Consider the following 19,760-nt stretch of genomic DNA (forward strand, 5'->3'; position numbering starts at 1 on the left):
AGTCTACGTCGCGCCTCCGACGCGGGCAACGGCCGGATCCTGCGGCGCGAGGCGCTCGACGATGATCCACCGGTGTCGCGCTGCGAGAGCGCGGAAGCGCCCACCAGCGACCCATGGCCGGGGGGAGAGGGGAGCGAAGGCGCTCAGACGGGCTCGGTGACCCCGCCCGAGACCGCCGCCTCCGGATCCTTCACCCGCGAGCGCGCCCGCCACGAGTCGACCGTGATGAGCACGAGCGCCACCCACACCAGCGCGAAGCCGGCCCAGCGGGCGGGCGGCATCGGCTCGTGGAAGTGCCACACCGCGAGCGCGAACGTCATGGTGGGCGCGATGTACTGCAGCAGCCCCGAGATGTTGAGCGGGAGCCGTCGCGCGCCCGCCGCGAAGATCAGCAGCGCGCCCGCGGTCCACGTGCCGGTGGTGAGCATGAGCGCGTCGTGCCATCCGCCCAGCCCCTCGGCGCCGCGCGCGAACAGCGTCGCCTGCCCGGCGATCCCGACCCACGCGAGCACGCCGATCGCCACCGGCAGCTGCACCGCGGTCTCGACGGTGAGCCCGGTGAGCGCATCGACCTTGTGCCCCACGTCCTTCTTGATGAAGGAGTACGTCGCGAAGCTCAGCGCCAGCACGAGCGAGATCCACGGCAGGCCGCCCATCTCGACCGCGAGCACCACGACCGCCACCGCCGCGACGCCGATCGCCACCAGCTGGAGCCGTCGCAGCCGCTCGCCCAGCAGCACGACGCCGAGCGTCACCGTGATGAGCGGGTTGATGTAGTAGCCGAGCGAGGTCGACGCGACGCGGTCGGTCACCACGGCGTAGACCATCACGCCCCAGTTGAGCGCGATCACGAACGAGGCCACGGCCAGCCGCGCCATCACCGTGCGATCCCGCACCACGGCGACGATGCGCGCCCATCCGCGGACGAACGGCACGATCGCGAGGCACACCGCGAGCGAGGAGATCGAGCGCCAGGCGACGATCTCGAGCGCGCCGGCCGGCTCGAGCGCGGCCATGAAGAGGGGGAAGAGCCCCCAGATGAAGTAGGCGGAGGCGCCGTAGGCGAGGCCGCGGCGGTCGAGCGAGGGGGTCACCGGACGATTCTGCCAGCCGCCGGCCCCTCATCCCGAGGGCCAGCGGCTCTCGACTGGCACCTCCCGCGGGCCGGTCAGGCGACGTGGATGCCGCACTCCGTCTTGTCCTGGCCCGCCCAGCGGCCCGCGCGCCGGTCCTCGCCGGGCGCGACCTGGCGGGTGCACGGCCAGCAGCCGATGCTCGGGTAGCCCTGCGCGACCAGCGGGTTGCGCGGCAGCCCGTTGCGGTCCTCGTACGCGTCGACCGCGGCGTCGTCCCACAATGCGAGCGGGTTGATCTTCACCAGCCCGTGCTTGGCGTCCCACGACACGACCGGCATCTCGGAACGCGTGGCGGCGTCGACGCGGCGCGCGCCCGTGACCCACGCCGAGTACCCCTCGAGCGCGCGCCGGAGCGGGTCGACCTTGCGCAGCTGGCAGCACAGTCCGGGGTTGCGCGCGAACAGGTCCTTGCCGTGCTCGGCGTCCTGCTCCGCGACGGTCCGCTCCGGCGTCACGTCCACGATGGTGATGGGGAACGATGCGGCGGCCGCGTCGCGCGTGGCGAGCGTCTCGGGGAAGTGGTACCCGGTCTCGAGGAACAGCACGTCGACGCCCTCGAGGCGCGTCCCGAACAGGTGCGGCAGGATCGTGTCCTGCATGGACGATGCGACGGCGAGGTCGCGTCCGAACGTCGCCACCGCCCAGTCGGCGATGTGCTCCGCCGATGCGGTGAGCAGGCGCGCGTTGACCGCGGCGCACGTCTCCGCGTTCCACTCGGTGGGGTTGAGCAGGGTGAGCGACGCCACCCCTGGCACGGTCATCGGATCAGCTCCTCGTCCACCCGGAAGGCCCAGTCCGCGAACGGCTCGCCGTCGGCGCGCGTCTCGAGGTAGTTGCGGGTGACGCGCTCGACGTACTCGGGCATCCCGTGCTGGGTCACCTTGTGCGCGCGGATCTTGCGGCCGAAGTCGTTGTCCTCGCCACGGCCGAGCCGGCCGCCCAGGTGGACCTGGAAGCCGGGCACCTGCTCGCCCGACTCCTCGTCGAGCACCAGCTGCCCCTTGAAGCCGATGTCGGCCACCTGGATGCGGGCGCACGAGTTGGGGCAGCCGTTGACGTGCACCGTGATGGGGGAGTCGAGCGTGGGGAAGGCCGCGTCGAGCGTCTTCACCACCTCGCGGGCGGTCGCCTTCGTCTCGACGATCGCGAGCTTGCAGTACTCGATGCCCGTGCAGGCCATCACGTTGCGGGCGAACTCGCCGGGCTGCGCCTCGAGCTCGAGCCCCCGCAGGCCGTTGACCACGTCGTTGACCTTGTCCTCGGGCACGTCGAGGATGAGGATCTTCTGGAGCGGCGTGAGGCGGATGCGGTCGGAGCCCGCGGCCTCGGCGATGTCCGCGATCGCGGCGAGCTTCACGCCGGAGATGCGGCCCGCGACGGGCGCGGCGCCGATGTAGTAGCGGCCGTCCTTCTGCTCGTGGATGCCGACGTGGTCGCCGCGGTCGCCTGGCTTCGCGACCTCGGGGCCGGGGCCGTCGGGCAGCTTCCAGCCGAGGTAGTCGTCCTCGAGCACCTGGCGGAACTTCTCCGCTCCCCAGGCCTTCACGAGGAACTTGAGGCGGGCGCGGGTGCGCAGGCGGCGGTAGCCGTGGTCGCGGAAGATGCCGATCACCCCGGCCCACACGTCCGGCACCTTGGCCGGCTCGACGAACGCGCCGAGCCGCACGCCCAGGTGCGGGTTGATGCTCAGCCCGCCGCCGACCCACAGGTCGTAGCCGAGGCCGAGCTCGGGGTGGTCGACCGCGACGAAGGCGATGTCCTGGACCTCGTGGACGATGTCCGGGATGCGGGTGCCCGAGATCGCCGACTTGAACTTGCGCGGCAGGTTGGAGAACTCGGGGTTGCCGATGCCGCGGTCGATGATCGCCTGGATCTGCGGCGTCGGATCGATGAGCTCGTCCTTGGCGACGCCCGCGACGGGGGAGCCGAGGATCACGCGCGGGCTGTCGCCGCAGGCCTCGGTGGTGAACAGGCCCACCTCCTCGACGCGGCGGAAGATCTCGGGGACGTCCTCGATGCGGATCCAGTGGAGCTGGATGTTCTGGCGGTCGGACACGTCGGCGGTGTCGCGCCCGAACTCCTGCGAGATGCCCGCGATCGCGCGGGCCTGGGCGACGCTCAGCTGGCCGCCGTCGGAGCGGACGCGGAGCATGAAGTACTCGTCGTCGAGCTGGTGCGGCTCGAGCACGGCCGTGCGGCCGCCGTCGATCCCCGGGCGGCGCTGCGTGTACAGGCCCCACCAGCGGAAGCGGCCGCGCAGGTCGGTCGGCGGGATCGACCAGAAGCCCCACTTGGAGTACATGGTCTCGATGCGGTGGCGGACCTCGAGCGGATCCGAGGTCGCCTTGAACTCCTCGTTCGGGTTGAGCGGGGTGCGGTCGCCCGCGGCCCACTGGCCGTCCTTCGACGCGGTGTTCTTGCGCGCGGCGGCCTCGCGGGTGCGGATGAGGCGAGCCTCCTCGCGCTGGCGGCGGCGCTCGTCGGCCTCCGTGGCGCCCTGCGGGGCAGGGGGGACGGCACCGGTGTGCTCTGTCGTGGTGCTCACTGCTGCTCCTGTGGGTGTCGGGTCGGGAGCTGCGGCGTGACGAGGTTGCGCTCGTCAGGCCGAGCGCCCTGGATGGATGGTGAGGTCGATCCGTGGGCGTCTCAGGCCGACAGACACATGGCACAGCAAACGCGGCACTGGAGTGCACGCTGGTTCGCCGAGGTCGCCATGGCGGAGATGATGACACATCATCCGGGACCTTGGGAACCCCTGCCGGGCCGATCCCTGTGCTATCAGGCAAGGCGCCTACCAGGCAGGATGCCCCCGGGGGTGTGCGCGGCCGGGGCCTTCGGCCCGGACCGGCAGGGCGCGTGCGACCTAGGATCGCGAGCGGGGCGCGGCGCGCCCCGACCCCTTCCCGACGCCTCCCGGAACGCGAGGACCAGCGACGATGGACGCAGCCCCGGCCGCCTTCGACCCCGCCGCGTTCCTGCGCGGGCTCGACGCGCTCCATGCCTCCGGCGCGGGGCCCGAGGCCGCCGAGCGCTACCTGCGCGACGCGCTCGCCGCGACCGCGGGCGACCGTCCGGCGCGGCTCCAGGTGCTCAACGAGGCGATGGGTCATCACCGGTCCGTCGGTCGGCACGACGATGCGGTGCGCGAGGCGATCGAGGCGCTCGCCCTCGTCGACCAGCTCGGCCTCGCCGGCACCGAGGCGCACGCGACCACGCTCGTCAACGCCGCCACCGCGCATCGTGCCGCGGGACTCCACGACGACGCGCTCGCGCTGTACCGCGCCGCGCGTGCCGCGGCCGCGACGGCCTTCCCGGCGGGGGACCGGCGCCTCGCCGCGCTGCGCAACAACCTCGCGCTCGCGCTCGGCGCGACCGGCGACCACGCCGGCGCGCGCGACGAGCTGCTCGGGGCGCTCGCGATCCTCGAGTCCGCCGCCGTCGACCCCGGCGCCGACCTCGACATCGCCGCGACGCGCTCGAACCTCGCGCTCGAATGCCTCGCGCTGGGCCGTGGGGACGATGCGGCGAGGCACACCGCGGCCGCGCTCGCCATCGTGCGCGAGGGCGGTCACGCCGAGGACCCGCACGCGGCGGCCATGCTCGCGAGCCATGCGCAGCAGCGCCTGCTGGCGGGTCACGCCGCGCAGGCGGTCGACCTCTACGCCGAGGCGCTCGCGATCGTCGAGCGTGCCTACGGAGCCGGGTCCGATGCGTACGCGATCACCGCCGGCAACCTCGCCGACGCGCGCCGTGTCGCCGCGCAGGCCGCGCCGGGTGCCGCCCCCGACGCGGTCGTCGAGCCGGCACGGGCCGCGACCCCGACCGCCGCATCGTCCCCCGCGGGGGAGGCGCCGACCGCGCACCGGGCCGACGGCCCCACCGGCATGGAGCTCGCCCGCGAGCTGTGGGAGGACCACGTCCGCCCGCTGCTCGCGGAGCGCTACCCCGACCACCGCGGCCGCATCGCCGCGGGACTCGTCGGGCACGGCTCCGAGTGCTACGGCTTCGACGACGCCGTCTCGCGCGACCACGACTTCGGGCCCGGCCTGTGCCTGTGGCTCACCGCGTCGGACCATGCCGAGATCGGCGCCGCGCTGCAGGCGGACTACGAGCGCCTGCCGCGCGTCCTCCACGGGCTCGGACCGCGGGTCGAGACCGCACGCGCCCGGGGCGAGGGACGGCGGACCGGCGTGTTCGAGATCGGCGAGTTCTTCACCTCGGTCGCCGGGCGGCCGTCCGCCCCGACGGCGGACAGCCCCCACGAGTGGATGCTCCTCGAGGAGGCGACGCTCGCGGCCGCGACCAACGGCGCGGTCTTCGCCGACCCGCTCGGGGCGTTCAGCGCGGCCCGCAACGGGTTCCGGCGCATGCCCGAGGACGTGCGCCTCGCCCGGATCTCGCAGCGCCTCGGCATGATCGCTCAGGCCGGCCAGTACAACGTGCCGCGCATGCTCGCCCGGGGCGACGGCGAGGCCGCCTGGCTCGCGGTCGGCGAGCTCGCGCGCGCCGCCGCCTCCCTCGTCATGCTGCTCAACGGGCCCACCGCGGTCGGCTACCTGCCCTACTACAAGTGGCACTTCGCGGCGCTGCGCCGGCTCGCCGCGCGTCCCGCGTCGCGCCTGCCCGAGGCGCATCGGGACCTGTCCCAGATCCTGCGCCTCGCGTCCGCCGCGTGCCTGGGCGGCGCCGGCTTCGGCGAGGGCGGGTCGGGCGCGGGTCCCGCGCGAGAGCGGCTCGAGGCCGCGATCGAGCGGCTGAGCGCGCGCATCGTCGCCGAGCTGCGGGTGCAGGGGCTGTCGCGCTCGGACGCGACGTTCCTCGAGCACCACCGCGGCGAGGTGCAGGCACGCATCCGCGACCCGTGGCTGAGGGCGCTGTGAGCGGCGACGAGGCCGGCCGCGCCGCCAAGGCCGAGGCGGTCGTGCGCCACGAGTTCGCCCAGTTCCAGCACGTCCGCGGCGACGACGGCCGCGCCGACTGCCAGGACGACTGGCCGACCTTCCGGGCGATGCGCCTCAGCCAGTTCCTCGAGTGGACGCCCCGGCTGCTCGACAGCTACGCGGAGGACCTCGACGTCGCCGACGCCACCGGGCGCAACCTGCTGACCGAGAAGTACGCGCGGATGATGCGGTCGACGGCGCCCGAGCGGTACGCGCGTGAGATCGCGCCCCACCTCCCGCCGCTGTCGTCGACCCGCGTCGCCCTCCAGGAGCGCATCGTCGCCACGCAGGTCGCCTGGGCGCGCGACTTCCGTGCGCGCTACCCGCGGCTCGGGGCGGGCATGCGGGTCCTCACGACCTCCGAGGACTCGGACGAGGCCACGTCCCTCGAGACGTACCTGCGAGGCGAGCTCGGCACCTACTCGACCCGCACCCTGCGCCTGTACGCGGAGCTCGTCGACGCGGTCGCCGCGGCGGGCGGCAACCTCACCGAGAGGGCCGTCGCGCGCACCGCCGGCTACGCCGGCTTCGCCGACCTGGACGCCGCCGAGGCCGCCCAGGGCGCCTGACGAGGCGGGCCGGAGCGCCCGTCCGGGCCATACCCGGGAGGGCATCTACCAGCCTCGATGCCCCCAGGGGTGTGCGCGCTCCGGGGTTGACGGGTGGCCTCCAGGCCGTGTCTATACTCTGGAGGCGTTCGCCCGGTGCGGGCGTGGCGAGCAGCGCACCCCTCCCCGGAATCCCCGCCCAGCAACTCTGAGGAGACCGCCGTGACCACCGAGCGTCCGCTCCGTGTCGCCATCATCGGCGCCGGCCCCGCCGGCACGTACGCCGCCGACATCCTGTCCAAGACCGACCTCAACGTGTCGATCGACATCATCGAGCGGCTCCCCGCTCCCTTCGGCCTCGTGCGCTACGGCGTCGCCCCCGACCACCCGCGGATCAAGCAGATCATCGTCGCCCTCGCGAACGTGATCGGCCGCGGCGACATCCGCCTGCTCGCCAACGTCAACGTGGGCGAGGACATCTCGCTCGAGGAGCTCCGCGAGCACTACGACGCGGTCATCTTCGCAACCGGCTCGTTCAAGGACGCCGACCTCGACATCCCTGGTATCGACCTGGAAGGCTCGTTCGGCGCCGCCGACTTCGTGTCCTGGTACGACGGCCACCCCGACGTGCCCCGGACGTGGCCCCTCGACGCGTCGCAGGTCGCCGTGTTCGGCGTCGGCAACGTGGCCCTCGACGTGGCCCGCATCCTCGCGAAGCACGTCAAGGACCTCATGCCGACGGAGATCCCCGCGAACGTGGTCGACGGCCTCTCGGGCTCGCCCGTGACCGACGTGCACGTCTTCGGACGCCGCGGCCCGGCACAGGTCAAGTTCTCGCCGCTCGAGCTGCGCGAGCTGGGCCACGTCCCGGACGTCGACATCGTCGTGTACCCGGAGACCGACTACGAGTTCGACGAGGCCTCGCTGGAGTTCGCCGAGACCAACAAGCAGCAGAAGCAGGTGGTCAAGACCCTGACCGACTACGCGCTCAAGGAGCCCGGCACCGCCTCGCGACGCATCCACCTCCACTTCCTCCAGAGCCCCCACGAGGTGCTGGGCGAGGATGGCAAGGTCGTCGGCGTGCGCGTCGAGCGCACCGCGCTGCAGGGCGACGGCACGGTCAAGGGCACGGGCGAGTTCATCGACTACCCGGTCCAGGCCGTGTACCGCGCCGTGGGCTACTGGGGCACCGAGATCGAGGGCATTCCGTTCAACGGTGCGAAGGGCACCATCCGCAACGAGGGCGGCCGCGTCGTCGACGAGTCGGGCGAGCACCTCCAGGGCTACTACGCGACCGGCTGGATCAAGCGCGGCCCGGTGGGCCTCATCGGCCACACCAAGTCCGACGCCTCGGAGACCATCGCGAACCTCGTCGAGGACGCGCCGTCGCTCTACGCAGAGACCAAGGCGACGCCCGCGGGCCTCAGCCCCGACAACGTGCTGCGCCTGCTCAAGTCGCGCGGCGTGCCCGTGGTGCAGTGGGCCGACTGGGAGATCCTCGACGCGCACGAGCGCGCGATCGGCGAGCCGCACGGCCGCGAGCGCATCAAGGTGGTCCCGCGCGAGCAGATGACGGAGATCGCGCTCAGCCGCAGCGCCCACAACGTCTCGCCCTGACGACTCCCGATGAAGTAGGTGACGCATGGGGCCGATGCGACGGATGCGACCGTCGCATCGGCCCGCCGCGTCTCCGGCGGCGTCCGCCGGCGTCGCCGGTCGGGCGGTCCGGGCGCCGCCCCGGGACGCGGGACGATGCGCGCCGTCCCCGCCGCGCTGGCACCGGGTGCCGCTGCGGCATGGCACCATTCCTCCCGGGGGGAACCGGCACGGGCTGACGCGCGTTCTCCGTCCGAGGGAAAACGGAGGACACGTGGGCGGCAGGAAGTACTTCAACGGGCTCAAGACCACCGGTCTGTTCGTGCTGCTGTGGGCGGTGATGCTCACGCTCGGCACGTTCATCGGCGGCGGCCAGTACCTCTGGCTCTTCGCGCTCCTGTCCGTGGCGGGCACCGCCTTCGGCTACTGGAACTCCGCCTCGCTGGCGATCCGCGCGATGCACGCGCGGCCCGTGACCGAGGTCGAGCAGCCGGCCATGTACCGCATCGTCCGCGACCTCAGTCGCGAGGCGAACCAGCCGATGCCGCAGCTCTACGTCTCGCCCACCGCGGCGCCCAACGCGTTCGCGACCGGCCGCAACCCCCAGAACTCCGCGGTGTGCTGCACCGAGGGCATCCTCGAGCTGCTCGACGAGCGCGAGCTGCGCGGCGTGCTCGGCCACGAGCTCATGCACGTGTACAACCGCGACATCCTCATCGGCTCCGTCGCCGCGGCCTTCGCGGGCATGATCACCGCGGTCGCGCAGATGCTGTTCTTCTTCGGCGGCGGCCAGTCGAACCGGGAGAACCCGCTCGGCGCGATCGGCCTGCTCGCCATGCTCATCCTCGCGCCGCTCGCCGCGTCGCTCATCCGCCTCGCGATCTCGCGCACGCGTGAGTACGACGCGGACGAGGACGGCGCCTCGCTCACCGGCGACCCGCTCGCGCTCGCCTCGGCGCTGCGCAAGCTCGAGCAGGGCACGCGCGCGCGTCCGCTCAAGGACACCCCGCAGCTCGAGAACGTCTCGCACATGATGATCGCCAACCCGTTCCGCGGCGAGGGTCTCGCGAACCTCTTCGCGACGCACCCGCCCATGGACCAGCGCATCGCCCGCCTCGAGGACATGGCGCGCACCCGCGGCTACCTGCGCTGATCCCGCGCGGGCCGGTGCCCGATGTCGGCGACCGGCCGTAGCGTGGGGGCATGACGACGCTCGAGGGTCGCGCCGCCACGGCGGTGCTGGTGATCGACATGCAGCGCGACGTGGTCGCCGATGCTGTGGACCGCGACGGCACGGTGGCGAGGATCGCCGCACTGGTCGCGCGCGCCCGCGCGTCCGGCGTGGCGGTGGTCTGGGTGCAGGACACGCTCGACGGTGCCCAGGGCAGCGACGGCTGGGGTCTCGTCGACGCGCTCGCGCCGCATCCGGGCGAGCCGGTGGTCGCGAAGGAGCACGGCGACGCCTTCGAGGACACGGACCTGGAGCGCGCGCTCGCCGCGCTCGGCGCCGGACGCCTCGTCGTGTGCGGCGCCCAGACGGACGCGTGCGTGCGCTCCACCATCCACGGTGCCTTCGCGCGCGGCTACGACGTCACGCTCGTCGAGGATGGCCACACGACCGTCGACCACTCGGCGTTCGGCGCGCCGCCTCCCGCGCAGGTGATCGCCCACACCAACCTCTACTGGCGCTACCAGAGCGGACCCGGGAAGCGGGCCGACGTGGTGCCGGCGGCGCGCATCGTGCTCGCGACGCCCTGACGCGTCGGGCCGCACGCGTCGGCATGCGGCCATCCCGGTGAACCCCCGTTCACTTCTCGCGACTTCTCGCGTAGGTTGCGAGTCATGAGACGCGACCACTGGAAGCGCGTGAACGAGTCGCTCGACCCGGAGCGCGACTTCGTCGAGATCTACCGGAACCTGGTGATGCACGAGTTCCCCTGGGACATGAACCAGGCGCTCAGCTTCGCGCTGTTCCGCACGTACGCGGTGCCCGGCATCGGCGCGCTGCTCGACCGCACCGGCGAGTTCACCGGCCGCGCGCAGAAGCGCTACGACGACACCGCGCTCCTCCTCGAGGTCCCCTCCCGCCTGGGCTTCGAGCATCCCGACGCGCGCACCGCGATCCGCCGCATCAACCAGATGCACCGCGCCTACGACATCCCCGACCACGAGCTCCGCTACGTCCTGTCGACGTTCGTCGTCGTCCCCAAGCGCTGGCTCGACGACTACGGCAAGCGGCCGCTCACCGGCGGCGAGCTCGAGGCGTCGGTGCGCTACTACCGCGCGCTCGGCGCGCACATGGGCATCCGCGACGTGCCGGAGACCTACGAGGGCTTCGCCGGCCTCATGGACGCCTACGAGGAGGAGCACTTCGCCTTCGACGAGGGCGGGCGCCGGGTCGCCGACGCGACCCTCGCGCTGCTGCTGACCTTCCGTCCGCGCGTGCCCGACGCCCTCATGGAGCCGTTCAGCCGGGCGCTCATGGACGATGCGCTGCTCGAGGCCTTCCGCTACCCGCGGCCGCCGCGCGCCGTCGTGGCCGGCTCCCGGCTCGCCGTGCGTCTCCGCGGCAGGATGGCGGGGCTGCTCCCGTCCGATGCGCGCCCGACTCGCGTCGAGGACCTGCCGTGGATCCGCAGCTACCCGGACGGCTACCGCCTCGAGAATCTCGGCACGTTCCCGTCCGGCTGCCCGGTCCCGCACGGCGAGCGGCGCGAGGATGCCCGCTCGACGGGTGAGGAGCGCGCCGCGGGGGGATGATGCTGGGAGGGGCTCCCGCGCCGATCGGCCGGGGCCCCGGCGGGTCGGAGGTGACCTCATGCACGAGGCGGAGAAGCTCGAGCGACAGGCCTGGGAGGAGCTCTCCGGCGGGGATCCGCGGACGTTCTTCGAGAGCGTGCTCGCCCCGGAGGCCGTCATGGTGGTGCCCGACGTGGGCGTGCTGGAGCGGGCGGAGGCCATCGACTCGATGGCGACCAGCCAGCCGTGGGACCTCCACACGCTGGACGACATGCGCGTGATCGCGCCGCGCGAGGACGTCGCCGTGGTGGTCTACCGGGCGCGGGCGATCCGGTGGGACGACCAGCACGTCCTCCACATCACGAGCGCGTACGCGCTGCTGGACGGCGGGTGGCGGCTGCTGGCGCACCAGCAGACCGCCGCCTCGCACCCGTCCTAGCGGCCGCTCCCGGCGCCGCCCCTAGCGGAAGTTGACGAACTGGAGCGCGGCGTCGACGTCGGCGCCCTTGAGCAGCGCGATGGTCGCCTGCAGGTCGTCGCGCGACTTCGAGGTCACGCGTAGCTCGTCTCCCTGGATGAGCGCCTTGACCGACTTGGGGCCCTCGTCGCGCACCAGCTTGGTGAGCTTCTTCGCGACGTCCTGCGCGATGCCCTCCTTGACCTTGGCGACGAGGCGGTACTCCTTGCCCGACTGGACCGGCTCGCCCCACTCGAGCGCCTTCATCTCGATCTGGCGCTTGGCGAGCTTGCCGATGAACACGTCGAGGATCGCCTTGACGCGCTCGGGGCTGTTGGCCTTCATGAGGATGTCCTCGCCGGCGAACTCGATCGAGGCGCCCACGCCCTTGAAGTCGTAGCGCTGCGCGATCTCCTTGGAAGCCTGGTTGAGCGCGTTGTCGACCTCCTGGCGGTCCACCTTGGACACCACGTCGAAGCTGCTGTCGCCTGCCATCTCATCTCCTTCCGGGCGCCGTCGGAGCGGCGCCACCACGTCTCGGGAGCCCGTCCCGGCCGCGATTCGCGTCGGGGGCTCGATCCTTGCTATCCTTCCATGCGCGCCGCTTGCGGCGCATCGGCAGGTTGCCCGAGCGGCCAAAGGGAGCTGACTGTAAATCAGCCGTCATCGACTTCGGGGGTTCGAATCCCTCACCTGCCACATCTGGGAAGCGCCCCTCCTCCGGGAGGGGCGCTTCTGCGTTCCCCGGGCGGACACCCCTCCACACGGGACGATGCGCATCCACGCTTCTCGCGGGATGTGCCCGTTCACAACTGGGTTCCGGCGTGGAGAGGTGCACATCCCGTGTGGAGGGGTGCACGGGAGTGCCGCGGTCAGACGCCCGCGGCGGCGTTCTCCACGGTGTGCGCGTCCGCATCGTCCCGCATGTCCTCGAGCTCGACACCCTTCGTCTCGGGGACGCGCGACAGCACGAAGAAGAAGGACAGCAGCGCCATCGCCGCGTAGAAGCCGTAGGCGAGCACGAGCGAGAGGTCCGCGAGGCCCGGGAACGACACGGTGATGAGGAAGTTCGCCGCCCATTGCGCCGCGGCGGCGACCGCGAGGGCGGTCGCACGCATGTGGTTGGGGAACATCTCGCCCAGCAGCACCCACACGACGGGACCCCACGATGCGGCGAAGAAGACCACGAACAGGTTCGCCGCGATGAGGGCGGCCGTGGCCCAGCCGCCCTCGAGCGCGGTGTCGCCGGCGGCGTTCGTGGTGGCGTTCGCGAACGCGAGCGCCATGGTGGCGAGCGACACGAACATGCCGGCCGAGCCGATGAGGAGCAGCAGGCGGCGGCCGATGCGGTCGACCAGCGAGATCGCGACGATGGTCGCGACGATGTTGGTGAGCGACGTGATGGTCGACGTGGTGAACGCGTCGGACTCGTCGAAGCCCACGGACTGCCACAGCGTGGTCGAGTAGTAGAAGATCACGTTGATGCCCACGAGCTGCTGGAACATCGACAGCAGGATGCCGGTCCACACGATCGGGTGCAGGCCCCACGCGTGGCCCCGGAGGTCGCGGAGGGAGCGCTTCTCGTCGCTGCCGAGCGAGAAGCGGATCTGGGCGATCTTGTGGTGCGGGTCCGCCTCGCCCGTGTAGTCGGCGAGGATCCGCGCGGCCTCGTCGTCGCGATGCTTCGTCACGAGGTAGCGCGGCGACTCGGGCAGCCGCAGCGCGGCGACGCCGTAGATCACCGCGGGCACGGCGGCGGCGAGGAACATCCAGCGCCACGCCTCGAGTCCCGCCCACAGCTCCTCCGAGGCGCCGCCCGCGCTCGAGGCGAGCATCTCGTCGCTCAGCAGCGCGGCGAAGATGCCGAGCACGATCGCCATCTGCTGGAGGGAGCCGAGCCGGCCGCGGAACGTCGCGGGTGCGACCTCGGCGATGTACGCCGGCGCGATGACGGACGCCGCGCCGATCGCGAGGCCGCCGAGGATGCGCCAGCCGATGAGGTCCCACACGCCGAACGCGAAGCCCGAGCCGAGCGCGGAGAGGAAGAACATGATCGCCGAGATCACCATGACCCGGATGCGGCCGTAACGGTTGGCGAGGCCGCCCGCGAACCAGGCGCCCACGGCGCAGCCCAGCAGCGCCGACGCGACCGCGAAGCCGGTGAAGGTGTCGCCCAGGTCGAACTCGCCCTGGATCGAGTCGACCGCGCCGTTGATCACCGACGAGTCGAACCCGAAGAGGAAGCCGCCGAGCGCGGCGCCGATGCTGATCGCGACGACCCGGCCATGCAGGCGGGGAGCCGCCGTCGCGGGAGGCTGCTGTGTCACGGCGGGCTCCAATCCGGGGCCGCTGCGTCGCGTCCCCGACCACTCGATCGCCGTGCCTCGGCGGCACGGTCCATACCGCCGAAACTATCGCCAACCGGGGCGGATCGCCCGCGGAAGGGCCCGCATCGTCCGCGTGTCGCCGGTGATGACGTCACCACCCGTGGCGTGCGCTCAGTGGCCCCCGGTGAACGGCGCCATGATCCGCGCCGCCACGCTGCCGCGACCGGTGGCGCGCTCCTCGGCGTCCGCGGCGGCCATCGCGCGCAGGCCCGCGTTGACGCCGAGCCAGCGGACGGGCTCGGGCTCCCAGCCGGGGGACCGGTGGCCGACCCACGGCAGGGAGGTGAGCGCGGTGTCCTCGCCGAGCACCAGGTCGCGCAGGGTGCGGCCCGCGAGGTTCGTCGTGGTGACGCCGTCGCCCACGTAGCCGCCGGCCCAGCCCAGGCCCGTCTCGGGATCGAGGCCCACCGACGCGTGCCAGTCGCGCGCGATCCCGAGCGCGCCTCCCCACGCGTGCGTGATCTCCACGTCGCGCACCGCGGGCAGCAGGTCGACGAGGATGCGGTGGAGCTTCGCGTGGGTGCGGGCGGCCGCCCGCGGGTCGAGACGCGTGCTCGAGCCCAGGCGGTAGGGGGCGCCGCGGCCGCCGAAGACGATGCGGTCGTCGGCGGTGCGCTGCCCGTAGATGACGAGGTGGCGGCCGTCCGTGAACGTCTCGCGGCGGGCGAGGCCGATCTCGTCCCACATGCCCGCGGGCAGCGGCGCGGTGGCGATGATGAGCGAGTGCACGGGCACCACGGCCCGTCCGTGACCGGGCAGCCCCGTAGTGTAGCCCTCGGTCGCGCGGACGACGTGCGTCGCGGTGAGCGTGCCGCGCTCGGTCTCGACCCGGTGGGGGACGATGCGCGTCGCGGCCGTGCGCTCGTGGACCCGCACGCCGCGCTCGCGGACGGCGCGCACCAGCCCGCGCACGAGCCGCCCCGGATGCACGGCGGCGCAGTCGGGCGTGTAGGTGGCGCCGAGCACGTCCGTCGCGGCGAGCCGCTCACGGGCGGCCTCCGCGTCGAGCAGGACGATGTCGTCCTCGCCCCGTCCCCAGGCCCGCGCCTCGTCCACCTCGGCGCGGGCGCGCGCCAGCTGGGTCGCGGTGCGCGCGAGCGTGAGAGTGCCGCCCTTGGCGAGGCGTGCGTCGATGCCCGCGGCGGCCGCGGCGCGGATCACCTCGTCGACGGAGGCGCGCATCGCCGCGTGCTGGCGCAGCGCGGCGTCCCGGTCGGCGTCGCGCGCGAGGGTGGCCAGCGACGAGGGGAACAGCGCCGACGCCCACCCGCCGTTGCGCCCGGACGCCCCGAAGCCCGCGATCTCCCGCTCGACGATCGCGATGCGCAGGTCGGGCCGCGCCTCCGCGAGGTAGTACGCGGTCCACAGCCCGGTGAAGCCGGCCCCGACGATCGCCACGTCCACCTCGCGGTCGCCGGCGAGCGGGTCCGCGGCGACGAGGTCGTCGTCGGCCGTCGCGAGCCACAGCGAGACGGAGGCGTAGGCGCGGGCGCGCTCGGACGGAACGTCCGGGGCGGGGCGGCGCGCGGACCGCGCGGCCCCGGCGCCGAAGTCGTGCGTGTTCATGGCCTCAGTGTGGCGATGATCACGTTGGAAACACGCCTGCAATCTCCCGGCCCGGACAAGTCGTCTCCCGCGCATCGGTCCTCCGGCCAATCCGGCCGATAACCCGTGTCCACGCATCGTTCACCTCTTGTTGAGCCCCAGGGGGCATGCCACTATCTCCCCACTCGAAGAAGTCCGACCGGGTCCTGCCCGGAGCTAAGGAGGTCGACGTGTCCGAGGTCACGCCGCCGGAGGAAGTGAAGAAGAAGGGCATCTCGCGCCGCGGTCTGATGATCGGAGGTGCGGCGGGTGTGGCGGGCCTCGGGGCGGTCTACCTCATGGGCCGTGGAGGCGGCGGCGGCGACGCGGCCGCGGGCTGCGTGACGACGGACCTGTCGGACACCGAGGCCGTCCTCAACATGTCCAACTGGCCCGAGTACATCGACGAGGACGACGGCGACTACGTGTCGACGCTGACGGCCTTCGGCGAGGAGTCGGGCATCGACGTCACCTACACGCCCGACGTCAACGACAACGTCGAGTTCTTCGCGAAGGTCCGCAACCAGCTGGGCGCGTGCCAGCCGACCGGCCGCGACATGTTCGTGCTGACCGACTGGATGGCCGCGCGCATGATCGAGGCGGGCTGGATCCAGCAGCTCGACAAGGCCAACGTGCCCAACCTCGACAAGAACCTCATCTCGTCGCTCCAGGGCGTCGGCTGGGACCCCAACCGCGACTACTCCGCGCCGTGGCAGTCGGGCTTCACCGGCATCGCGTACAACAAGTCGCTCGTCGGCGAGGTCACCACCATGGACGAGCTGCTCACGCGCTCGGACCTCAAGGGCAAGGTGACGATGCTCACCGAGATGCGCGACACCATGGGCCTGCTGCTGCTGGCCGACGGCGCCGACCCGGCGAACTTCACCGACGACCAGTGGGGCAACGCGCTCGACAAGATCTCGAAGGCGCGTGCCGACGGTCAGATCCGCGCGTTCACCGGCAACGAGTACATCAACGACCTCGCCAACGGCAACATCGCGGCCTGCGTCGCGTGGTCGGGCGACGTCGCCGCCGCCGAGGACGAGAACCTGGTCTTCCTGCCCCCGGAGGAGGGCATGATGATCTGGTCGGACAACATGATCGTGCCGGTCCAGGGCCAGCACAAGGCGAACGCCGAGAAGCTGATCGACTACTACTACCGGCCCGACGTCGCCGCCAAGCTCGCCGCCTACGTCTGGTACGTCTGCCCCGTCGAGGGCGCCCAGGCGGAGATGGAGAAGATCGACCCGTCGCTCGTCGACAACCCGCTGATCTTCCCGACCGCCGAGTACCTCGCCCAGACGCACGGCTTCATGGCGCTGGACGAGGCGAAGGCCTCGCAGTACGAGAAGGACTACGCGGATGTCACTGGCTGACGGAGCCCGCGGCGACCTCAAGCTCACCGGTCTCCACAAGCGGTACCCGAACGGCTTCGTCGCGGTCGAGTCGCTCGACCTGGTGATCCCGCAGGGATCCTTCTTCGCGCTGCTCGGCCCGTCGGGCTGCGGCAAGACCACGACGCTGCGCATGGTCGCCGGTCTGGAGGAGGCCACCCAGGGCACCATCCACATCGGCGAGCAGGACATCACCTACGCGAAGCCGTACAAGCGGCCCGTCAACACGGTGTTCCAGAACTACGCGCTCTTCCCGCACCTCACGATCGCGGAGAACGTGGCGTTCGGTCCCAAGCGTCGCGGCGCGAAGGACCCGATCGACCGGGTCAAGGAGATCCTCGCGCTGACGGAGCTCACCGAGCAGGCGGGCAAGAAGCCGGCGCAGCTGTCCGGCGGTCAGCAGCAGCGCGTCGCGCTCGCCCGCGCCCTCATCAACCGCCCCGACGTCCTGCTGCTCGACGAGCCGCTCGGCGCGCTCGACCTCAAGCTGCGTCGCGCGATGCAGATCGAGCTCAAGCGCATCCAGGAGGAGGTGGGCCTCACCTTCGTGCACGTCACGCACGACCAGGAGGAGGCCATGACGATGGCCGACACGGTCGCCGTCATGAACAAGGGTCGCATCGAGCAGATGGGGGCGCCGTACGAGCTGTACACCAACCCCCGCACCACGTTCGTCGCGAACTTCCTGGGCCGCTCGAACCTCATCAAGGGCACCGTCGTGGGCCGCGAGGGCACCGGTGACGATGCGGTGGTCAAGGTCGACATGCACGGCACGGTCGCGACGATCAAGGCGAGCAAGGTCCACACCACCTCCGACGAGGGCTGGGTCGGCATCCGACCCGAGAAGGTCCTCATCCAGCCCGAGGGGCAGTCGCTCGACGCGCCCGGCGCGGCGCTGTCCGGCGCCGTGGTGGTCGACGCGAGCTACATCGGCGTGTCCACCGACTACACGCTCCGCATGCCGTGGGGCCAGGAGATCACCTGCTTCGAGCAGAACACGGGCCGCCGCGGCGGCCTGATCCCCGTGGGCACCAAGGTCGACGTGTCGTGGCGTCCCGAGTTCGCGTTCCTCCTCGACTCCGCTCAGGACGTTGAGGCGGGGCTCGAGGAGGACTGACGTGGAGGCGCTTCAGCGGGTGTTCGGCAAGAACGCCGCCTATCTCCTCATCGGGCCGGCCGCGATCTGGCTCGCGGTCTTCTTCCTGTTCCCGATGCTGTCGCTGCTCACCACGTCGCTGTCGGATCCGGCGACGGGCTCGCCCATCAACGGGTACACCCTGACGTGGCGCATCGCGAACTACACGGAGGCGCTCGGGGACTACTGGCCGTACATGATGCGGTCGCTCCTGTACGCCGGCATCTCGACCCTGCTGTGCCTCGTGCTCGGCTACGTGCTCGCGTACGCCATCGCCTTCAAGGCGGGGCGCTGGAAGACCGTGATGCTCGTGCTCGTCATCGCGCCGTTCTTCACGTCGTTCCTGGTGCGCACGCTGTCGTGGAAGCTCATCCTCGCGGACAACGGCATCATCGTGAACACGCTGCAGACGCTGCACATCCTGGGCGAGGACGGCAGGCTCCTGGCGACGCCGTTCGCGGTCATCATGGGCCTCACGTACAACTTCCTGCCGTTCATGATCCTGCCGCTCTACACGAGCCTCGAGAAGATCGACCCGAAGCTCAACGAGGCGGCGGCGGACCTGTACGCGAGCCCGTTCCAGCGCTTCGCCAAGGTGATCTGGCCGCTGTCGATCCCGGGCGTCGTGGGCGGCACGCTGCTGACGTTCATCCCGGCGACGGGCGACTACATCAACGCGTCCCTGCTGGGCAGCCCCAACACCCAGATGGTCGGCAACAAGATCCAGCAGCTGTTCACCACCGCGGGCGACTATCCGCACGCATCGGCGCTGTCGGTCATCCTCATGGTGATCATCGTCGGCATGGTCCTGGTGTACGTGCGCCGCGCAGGAACGGAGGAGCTGCTGTGATGACCCGCATCGGCAACTGGATCGGCAAGCACCTCATGCTGACGCTCGGCATCCTGGTGCTGCTGTACATGTACATCCCGAACTTCATCGTCGCCCTGATGTCGTTCAACGACTCGTCGCAGTCGCGCAACCTCTACCAGTTCCAGTCCTTCACGTGGGACAACTGGCTGAACCCCTGCGAGCCGCAGGGCATGTGCGAGTCGCTGCGGGTGAGCATCAGCATCGGCCTGCTGGCGACGCTCGTCGCGACGGTCATCGGCACCCTCGCCGCGTTCGCGCTGGTGCGCCACCGCTTCGAGGGCCGCTCCACCATGAACCTGGTGCTGTTCCTGCCGATGGCGACGCCCGAGATCGTCATGGGCTCGTCGCTGCTCGCGCTGTTCGTGGCGGCGGGCTTCGGCGGCCAGCTCGGCTTCTGGACGGTCCTCATCGCGCACATCATGTTCTGCATCTCGTTCGTCGTGGTGACGGTCCGGTCGCGTCTCGCGGGCCTGGACTCGAACCTCGAGAAGGCCGCGATGGACCTCTACGCGAACGAGTGGCAGGCGTTCTGGAGGATCACGTTCCCGCTGGTGTTCCCCGGCATCCTGTCGGCGGCGCTGCTCGCGTTCTCGCTGTCGTTCGACGACTTCATCATCACGAACCTCAACTCGGGCACGACGGTGACCTTCCCGATGTTCGTGTGGGGTGCCGCGCAGCGCGGCGTCCCGATGCAGGTCAACGTGATCGGCACGCTCATGTTCATCCTCGCGCTCGCCATCGTGGTGGGCGGCGAGGTCGCCTCGCGGCGGCGGGCGAAGGGCAAGGCCGCGGCCCTCTGAGCCGCGGCGGCAGACGAGGAAGGGCCCCGATCCGGACGCGGATCGGGGCCCTTCTCGACTCCCGAGGGATTCCCAATGACAAAGGTGAACCGTGGGGCGCAGGTGAGGGGTGGGACCCCAGGTGTCACACGGGCCTATCGCGTCACACGTGTCATTGGAAATCGTGCGTCAGC

The 19,760-nt window shown here is 71.6% G+C and carries 17 protein-coding genes and 1 tRNA gene; 12 read left to right on the top strand and 6 right to left on the bottom strand.

The window, feature by feature from the left end; translation table 11 throughout:
• Positions 1 to 143: 143 nt before the first annotated feature.
• From rarD to QQX09_RS05860, 3 genes are all read right to left on the bottom strand, one after another.
• Positions 144 to 1,094 carry an EamA family transporter RarD gene (gene rarD / locus QQX09_RS05850; protein WP_301131814.1) on the bottom strand — a complete coding sequence of 317 codons (951 nt, stop codon included), beginning with the start codon at positions 1,092 to 1,094 and terminating at the stop codon, positions 144 to 146.
• A 74-nt stretch (positions 1,095 to 1,168) separates the two neighbouring features.
• Complete coding sequence (locus QQX09_RS05855; protein ID WP_301131815.1) at positions 1,169 to 1,897, bottom strand: phosphoadenylyl-sulfate reductase; 729 nt, start codon at positions 1,895 to 1,897, stop codon at positions 1,169 to 1,171.
• Positions 1,894 to 3,681, bottom strand: coding sequence for a nitrite/sulfite reductase (locus QQX09_RS05860; protein WP_301131816.1), 1,788 nt, complete (start codon positions 3,679 to 3,681; stop codon positions 1,894 to 1,896). Before QQX09_RS05860 ends, QQX09_RS05855 begins: the two co-directional genes overlap by 4 nt.
• Before the next feature lie 391 nt (positions 3,682 to 4,072).
• Between QQX09_RS05860 and QQX09_RS05865 the strand changes: the two genes are divergently transcribed.
• The 7 genes from QQX09_RS05865 to QQX09_RS05895 all read left to right on the top strand — a co-directional run bounded on the left by QQX09_RS05865 (position 4,073) and on the right by QQX09_RS05895 (position 11,398).
• On the top strand, positions 4,073 to 6,016 hold the full coding sequence (locus QQX09_RS05865) for a DUF4037 domain-containing protein (protein ID WP_301131817.1): 1,944 nt from the start codon (positions 4,073 to 4,075) through the stop codon (positions 6,014 to 6,016).
• The gene (locus QQX09_RS05870) at positions 5,998 to 6,645 is read left to right on the top strand and encodes a DUF4125 family protein (protein ID WP_301131818.1); all 648 of its coding nucleotides are present in this window, start codon (positions 5,998 to 6,000) and stop codon (positions 6,643 to 6,645) included. The genes QQX09_RS05865 and QQX09_RS05870 overlap by 19 nt, the downstream gene beginning before the upstream one ends.
• Before the next feature lie 201 nt (positions 6,646 to 6,846).
• The gene (locus QQX09_RS05875; protein ID WP_301131819.1) at positions 6,847 to 8,241 is read left to right on the top strand and encodes an FAD-dependent oxidoreductase; all 1,395 of its coding nucleotides are present in this window, start codon (positions 6,847 to 6,849) and stop codon (positions 8,239 to 8,241) included.
• Between the two features lie 253 nt (positions 8,242 to 8,494).
• Complete coding sequence (gene htpX / locus QQX09_RS05880) at positions 8,495 to 9,373, top strand: zinc metalloprotease HtpX (RefSeq protein ID WP_301131820.1); 879 nt, start codon at positions 8,495 to 8,497, stop codon at positions 9,371 to 9,373.
• Between the two features lie 50 nt (positions 9,374 to 9,423).
• Entirely contained in the window at positions 9,424 to 9,978 is a 555-nt protein-coding gene (locus QQX09_RS05885; RefSeq protein WP_301131821.1) for an isochorismatase family protein, read from the top strand.
• Positions 9,979 to 10,062: 84 nt separating this feature from the next.
• Entirely contained in the window at positions 10,063 to 10,980 is a 918-nt protein-coding gene (locus QQX09_RS05890; RefSeq protein WP_301131822.1) for an oxygenase MpaB family protein, read from the top strand.
• 58 nt (positions 10,981 to 11,038) lie between these two features.
• Positions 11,039 to 11,398: a nuclear transport factor 2 family protein gene (locus tag QQX09_RS05895; RefSeq protein WP_301131823.1), complete on the top strand. Its 360-nt coding sequence runs from the start codon at positions 11,039 to 11,041 to the stop codon at positions 11,396 to 11,398.
• A gap of 21 nt (positions 11,399 to 11,419) precedes the next feature.
• Here QQX09_RS05895 and QQX09_RS05900 read toward each other — a convergent pair whose 3' ends face one another.
• Entirely contained in the window at positions 11,420 to 11,911 is a 492-nt protein-coding gene (locus tag QQX09_RS05900) for a YajQ family cyclic di-GMP-binding protein (RefSeq protein ID WP_301131824.1), read from the bottom strand.
• A gap of 122 nt (positions 11,912 to 12,033) precedes the next feature.
• Here QQX09_RS05900 and QQX09_RS05905 point away from each other — a divergent pair.
• Positions 12,034 to 12,115: transfer RNA gene (locus tag QQX09_RS05905), tRNA-Tyr, on the top strand.
• A gap of 173 nt (positions 12,116 to 12,288) precedes the next feature.
• Here the strand turns inward: QQX09_RS05905 and QQX09_RS05910 are convergent.
• Complete coding sequence (locus QQX09_RS05910; protein WP_301131825.1) at positions 12,289 to 13,743, bottom strand: sugar porter family MFS transporter; 1,455 nt, start codon at positions 13,741 to 13,743, stop codon at positions 12,289 to 12,291.
• Positions 13,744 to 13,914: 171 nt separating this feature from the next.
• Complete coding sequence (locus tag QQX09_RS05915; protein WP_301131826.1) at positions 13,915 to 15,369, bottom strand: NAD(P)/FAD-dependent oxidoreductase; 1,455 nt, start codon at positions 15,367 to 15,369, stop codon at positions 13,915 to 13,917.
• Positions 15,370 to 15,515: 146 nt separating this feature from the next.
• On the opposite strand from QQX09_RS05915, the gene QQX09_RS05920 reads away from it, so the two are divergent.
• Genes QQX09_RS05920 through QQX09_RS05935 form a run of 4 tightly spaced genes read left to right on the top strand, consistent with a single transcriptional unit; the run spans position 15,516 to position 19,587 of the window.
• The gene (locus tag QQX09_RS05920) at positions 15,516 to 16,763 is read left to right on the top strand and encodes a polyamine ABC transporter substrate-binding protein (protein WP_301131827.1); all 1,248 of its coding nucleotides are present in this window, start codon (positions 15,516 to 15,518) and stop codon (positions 16,761 to 16,763) included.
• On the top strand, positions 16,750 to 17,898 hold the full coding sequence (locus QQX09_RS05925; protein WP_301131828.1) for an ABC transporter ATP-binding protein: 1,149 nt from the start codon (positions 16,750 to 16,752) through the stop codon (positions 17,896 to 17,898). Before QQX09_RS05920 ends, QQX09_RS05925 begins: the two co-directional genes overlap by 14 nt.
• A gap of 1 nt (position 17,899) precedes the next feature.
• Entirely contained in the window at positions 17,900 to 18,766 is an 867-nt protein-coding gene (locus QQX09_RS05930; RefSeq protein ID WP_301131829.1) for an ABC transporter permease, read from the top strand.
• Positions 18,766 to 19,587, top strand: coding sequence for an ABC transporter permease (locus tag QQX09_RS05935; protein WP_301131896.1), 822 nt, complete (start codon positions 18,766 to 18,768; stop codon positions 19,585 to 19,587). The genes QQX09_RS05930 and QQX09_RS05935 overlap by 1 nt, the downstream gene beginning before the upstream one ends.
• The last annotated feature ends 173 nt before the right edge of the window (positions 19,588 to 19,760 follow it).

The organism is Demequina litoralis (genome assembly GCF_030418455.1).
Lineage (GTDB): Bacteria > Actinomycetota > Actinomycetes > Actinomycetales > Demequinaceae > Demequina > Demequina litoralis.

What these genes read in the sequence shown, in the direction of transcription:
- QQX09_RS05895 (WP_301131823.1), top strand. Translation starts at nt 11,039, where the DNA reads ATGCACGAGGCGGAGAAGCTCGAGCGACAGGCCTGGGAGGAGCTCTCC.
- QQX09_RS05865 (WP_301131817.1), top strand. Translation starts at nt 4,073, where the DNA reads ATGGACGCAGCCCCGGCCGCCTTCGACCCCGCCGCGTTCCTGCGCGGG.
- QQX09_RS05935 (WP_301131896.1), top strand. Translation starts at nt 18,766, where the DNA reads ATGACCCGCATCGGCAACTGGATCGGCAAGCACCTCATGCTGACGCTC.
- QQX09_RS05900 (WP_301131824.1), bottom strand. Translation starts at nt 11,911, where the DNA reads ATGGCAGGCGACAGCAGCTTCGACGTGGTGTCCAAGGTGGACCGCCAG.
- QQX09_RS05855 (WP_301131815.1), bottom strand. Translation starts at nt 1,897, where the DNA reads ATGACCGTGCCAGGGGTGGCGTCGCTCACCCTGCTCAACCCCACCGAG.
- QQX09_RS05925 (WP_301131828.1), top strand. Translation starts at nt 16,750, where the DNA reads ATGTCACTGGCTGACGGAGCCCGCGGCGACCTCAAGCTCACCGGTCTC.
- QQX09_RS05885 (WP_301131821.1), top strand. Translation starts at nt 9,424, where the DNA reads ATGACGACGCTCGAGGGTCGCGCCGCCACGGCGGTGCTGGTGATCGAC.
- QQX09_RS05890 (WP_301131822.1), top strand. Translation starts at nt 10,063, where the DNA reads ATGAGACGCGACCACTGGAAGCGCGTGAACGAGTCGCTCGACCCGGAG.
- QQX09_RS05915 (WP_301131826.1), bottom strand. Translation starts at nt 15,369, where the DNA reads ATGAACACGCACGACTTCGGCGCCGGGGCCGCGCGGTCCGCGCGCCGC.
- QQX09_RS05920 (WP_301131827.1), top strand. Translation starts at nt 15,516, where the DNA reads ATGCCACTATCTCCCCACTCGAAGAAGTCCGACCGGGTCCTGCCCGGA.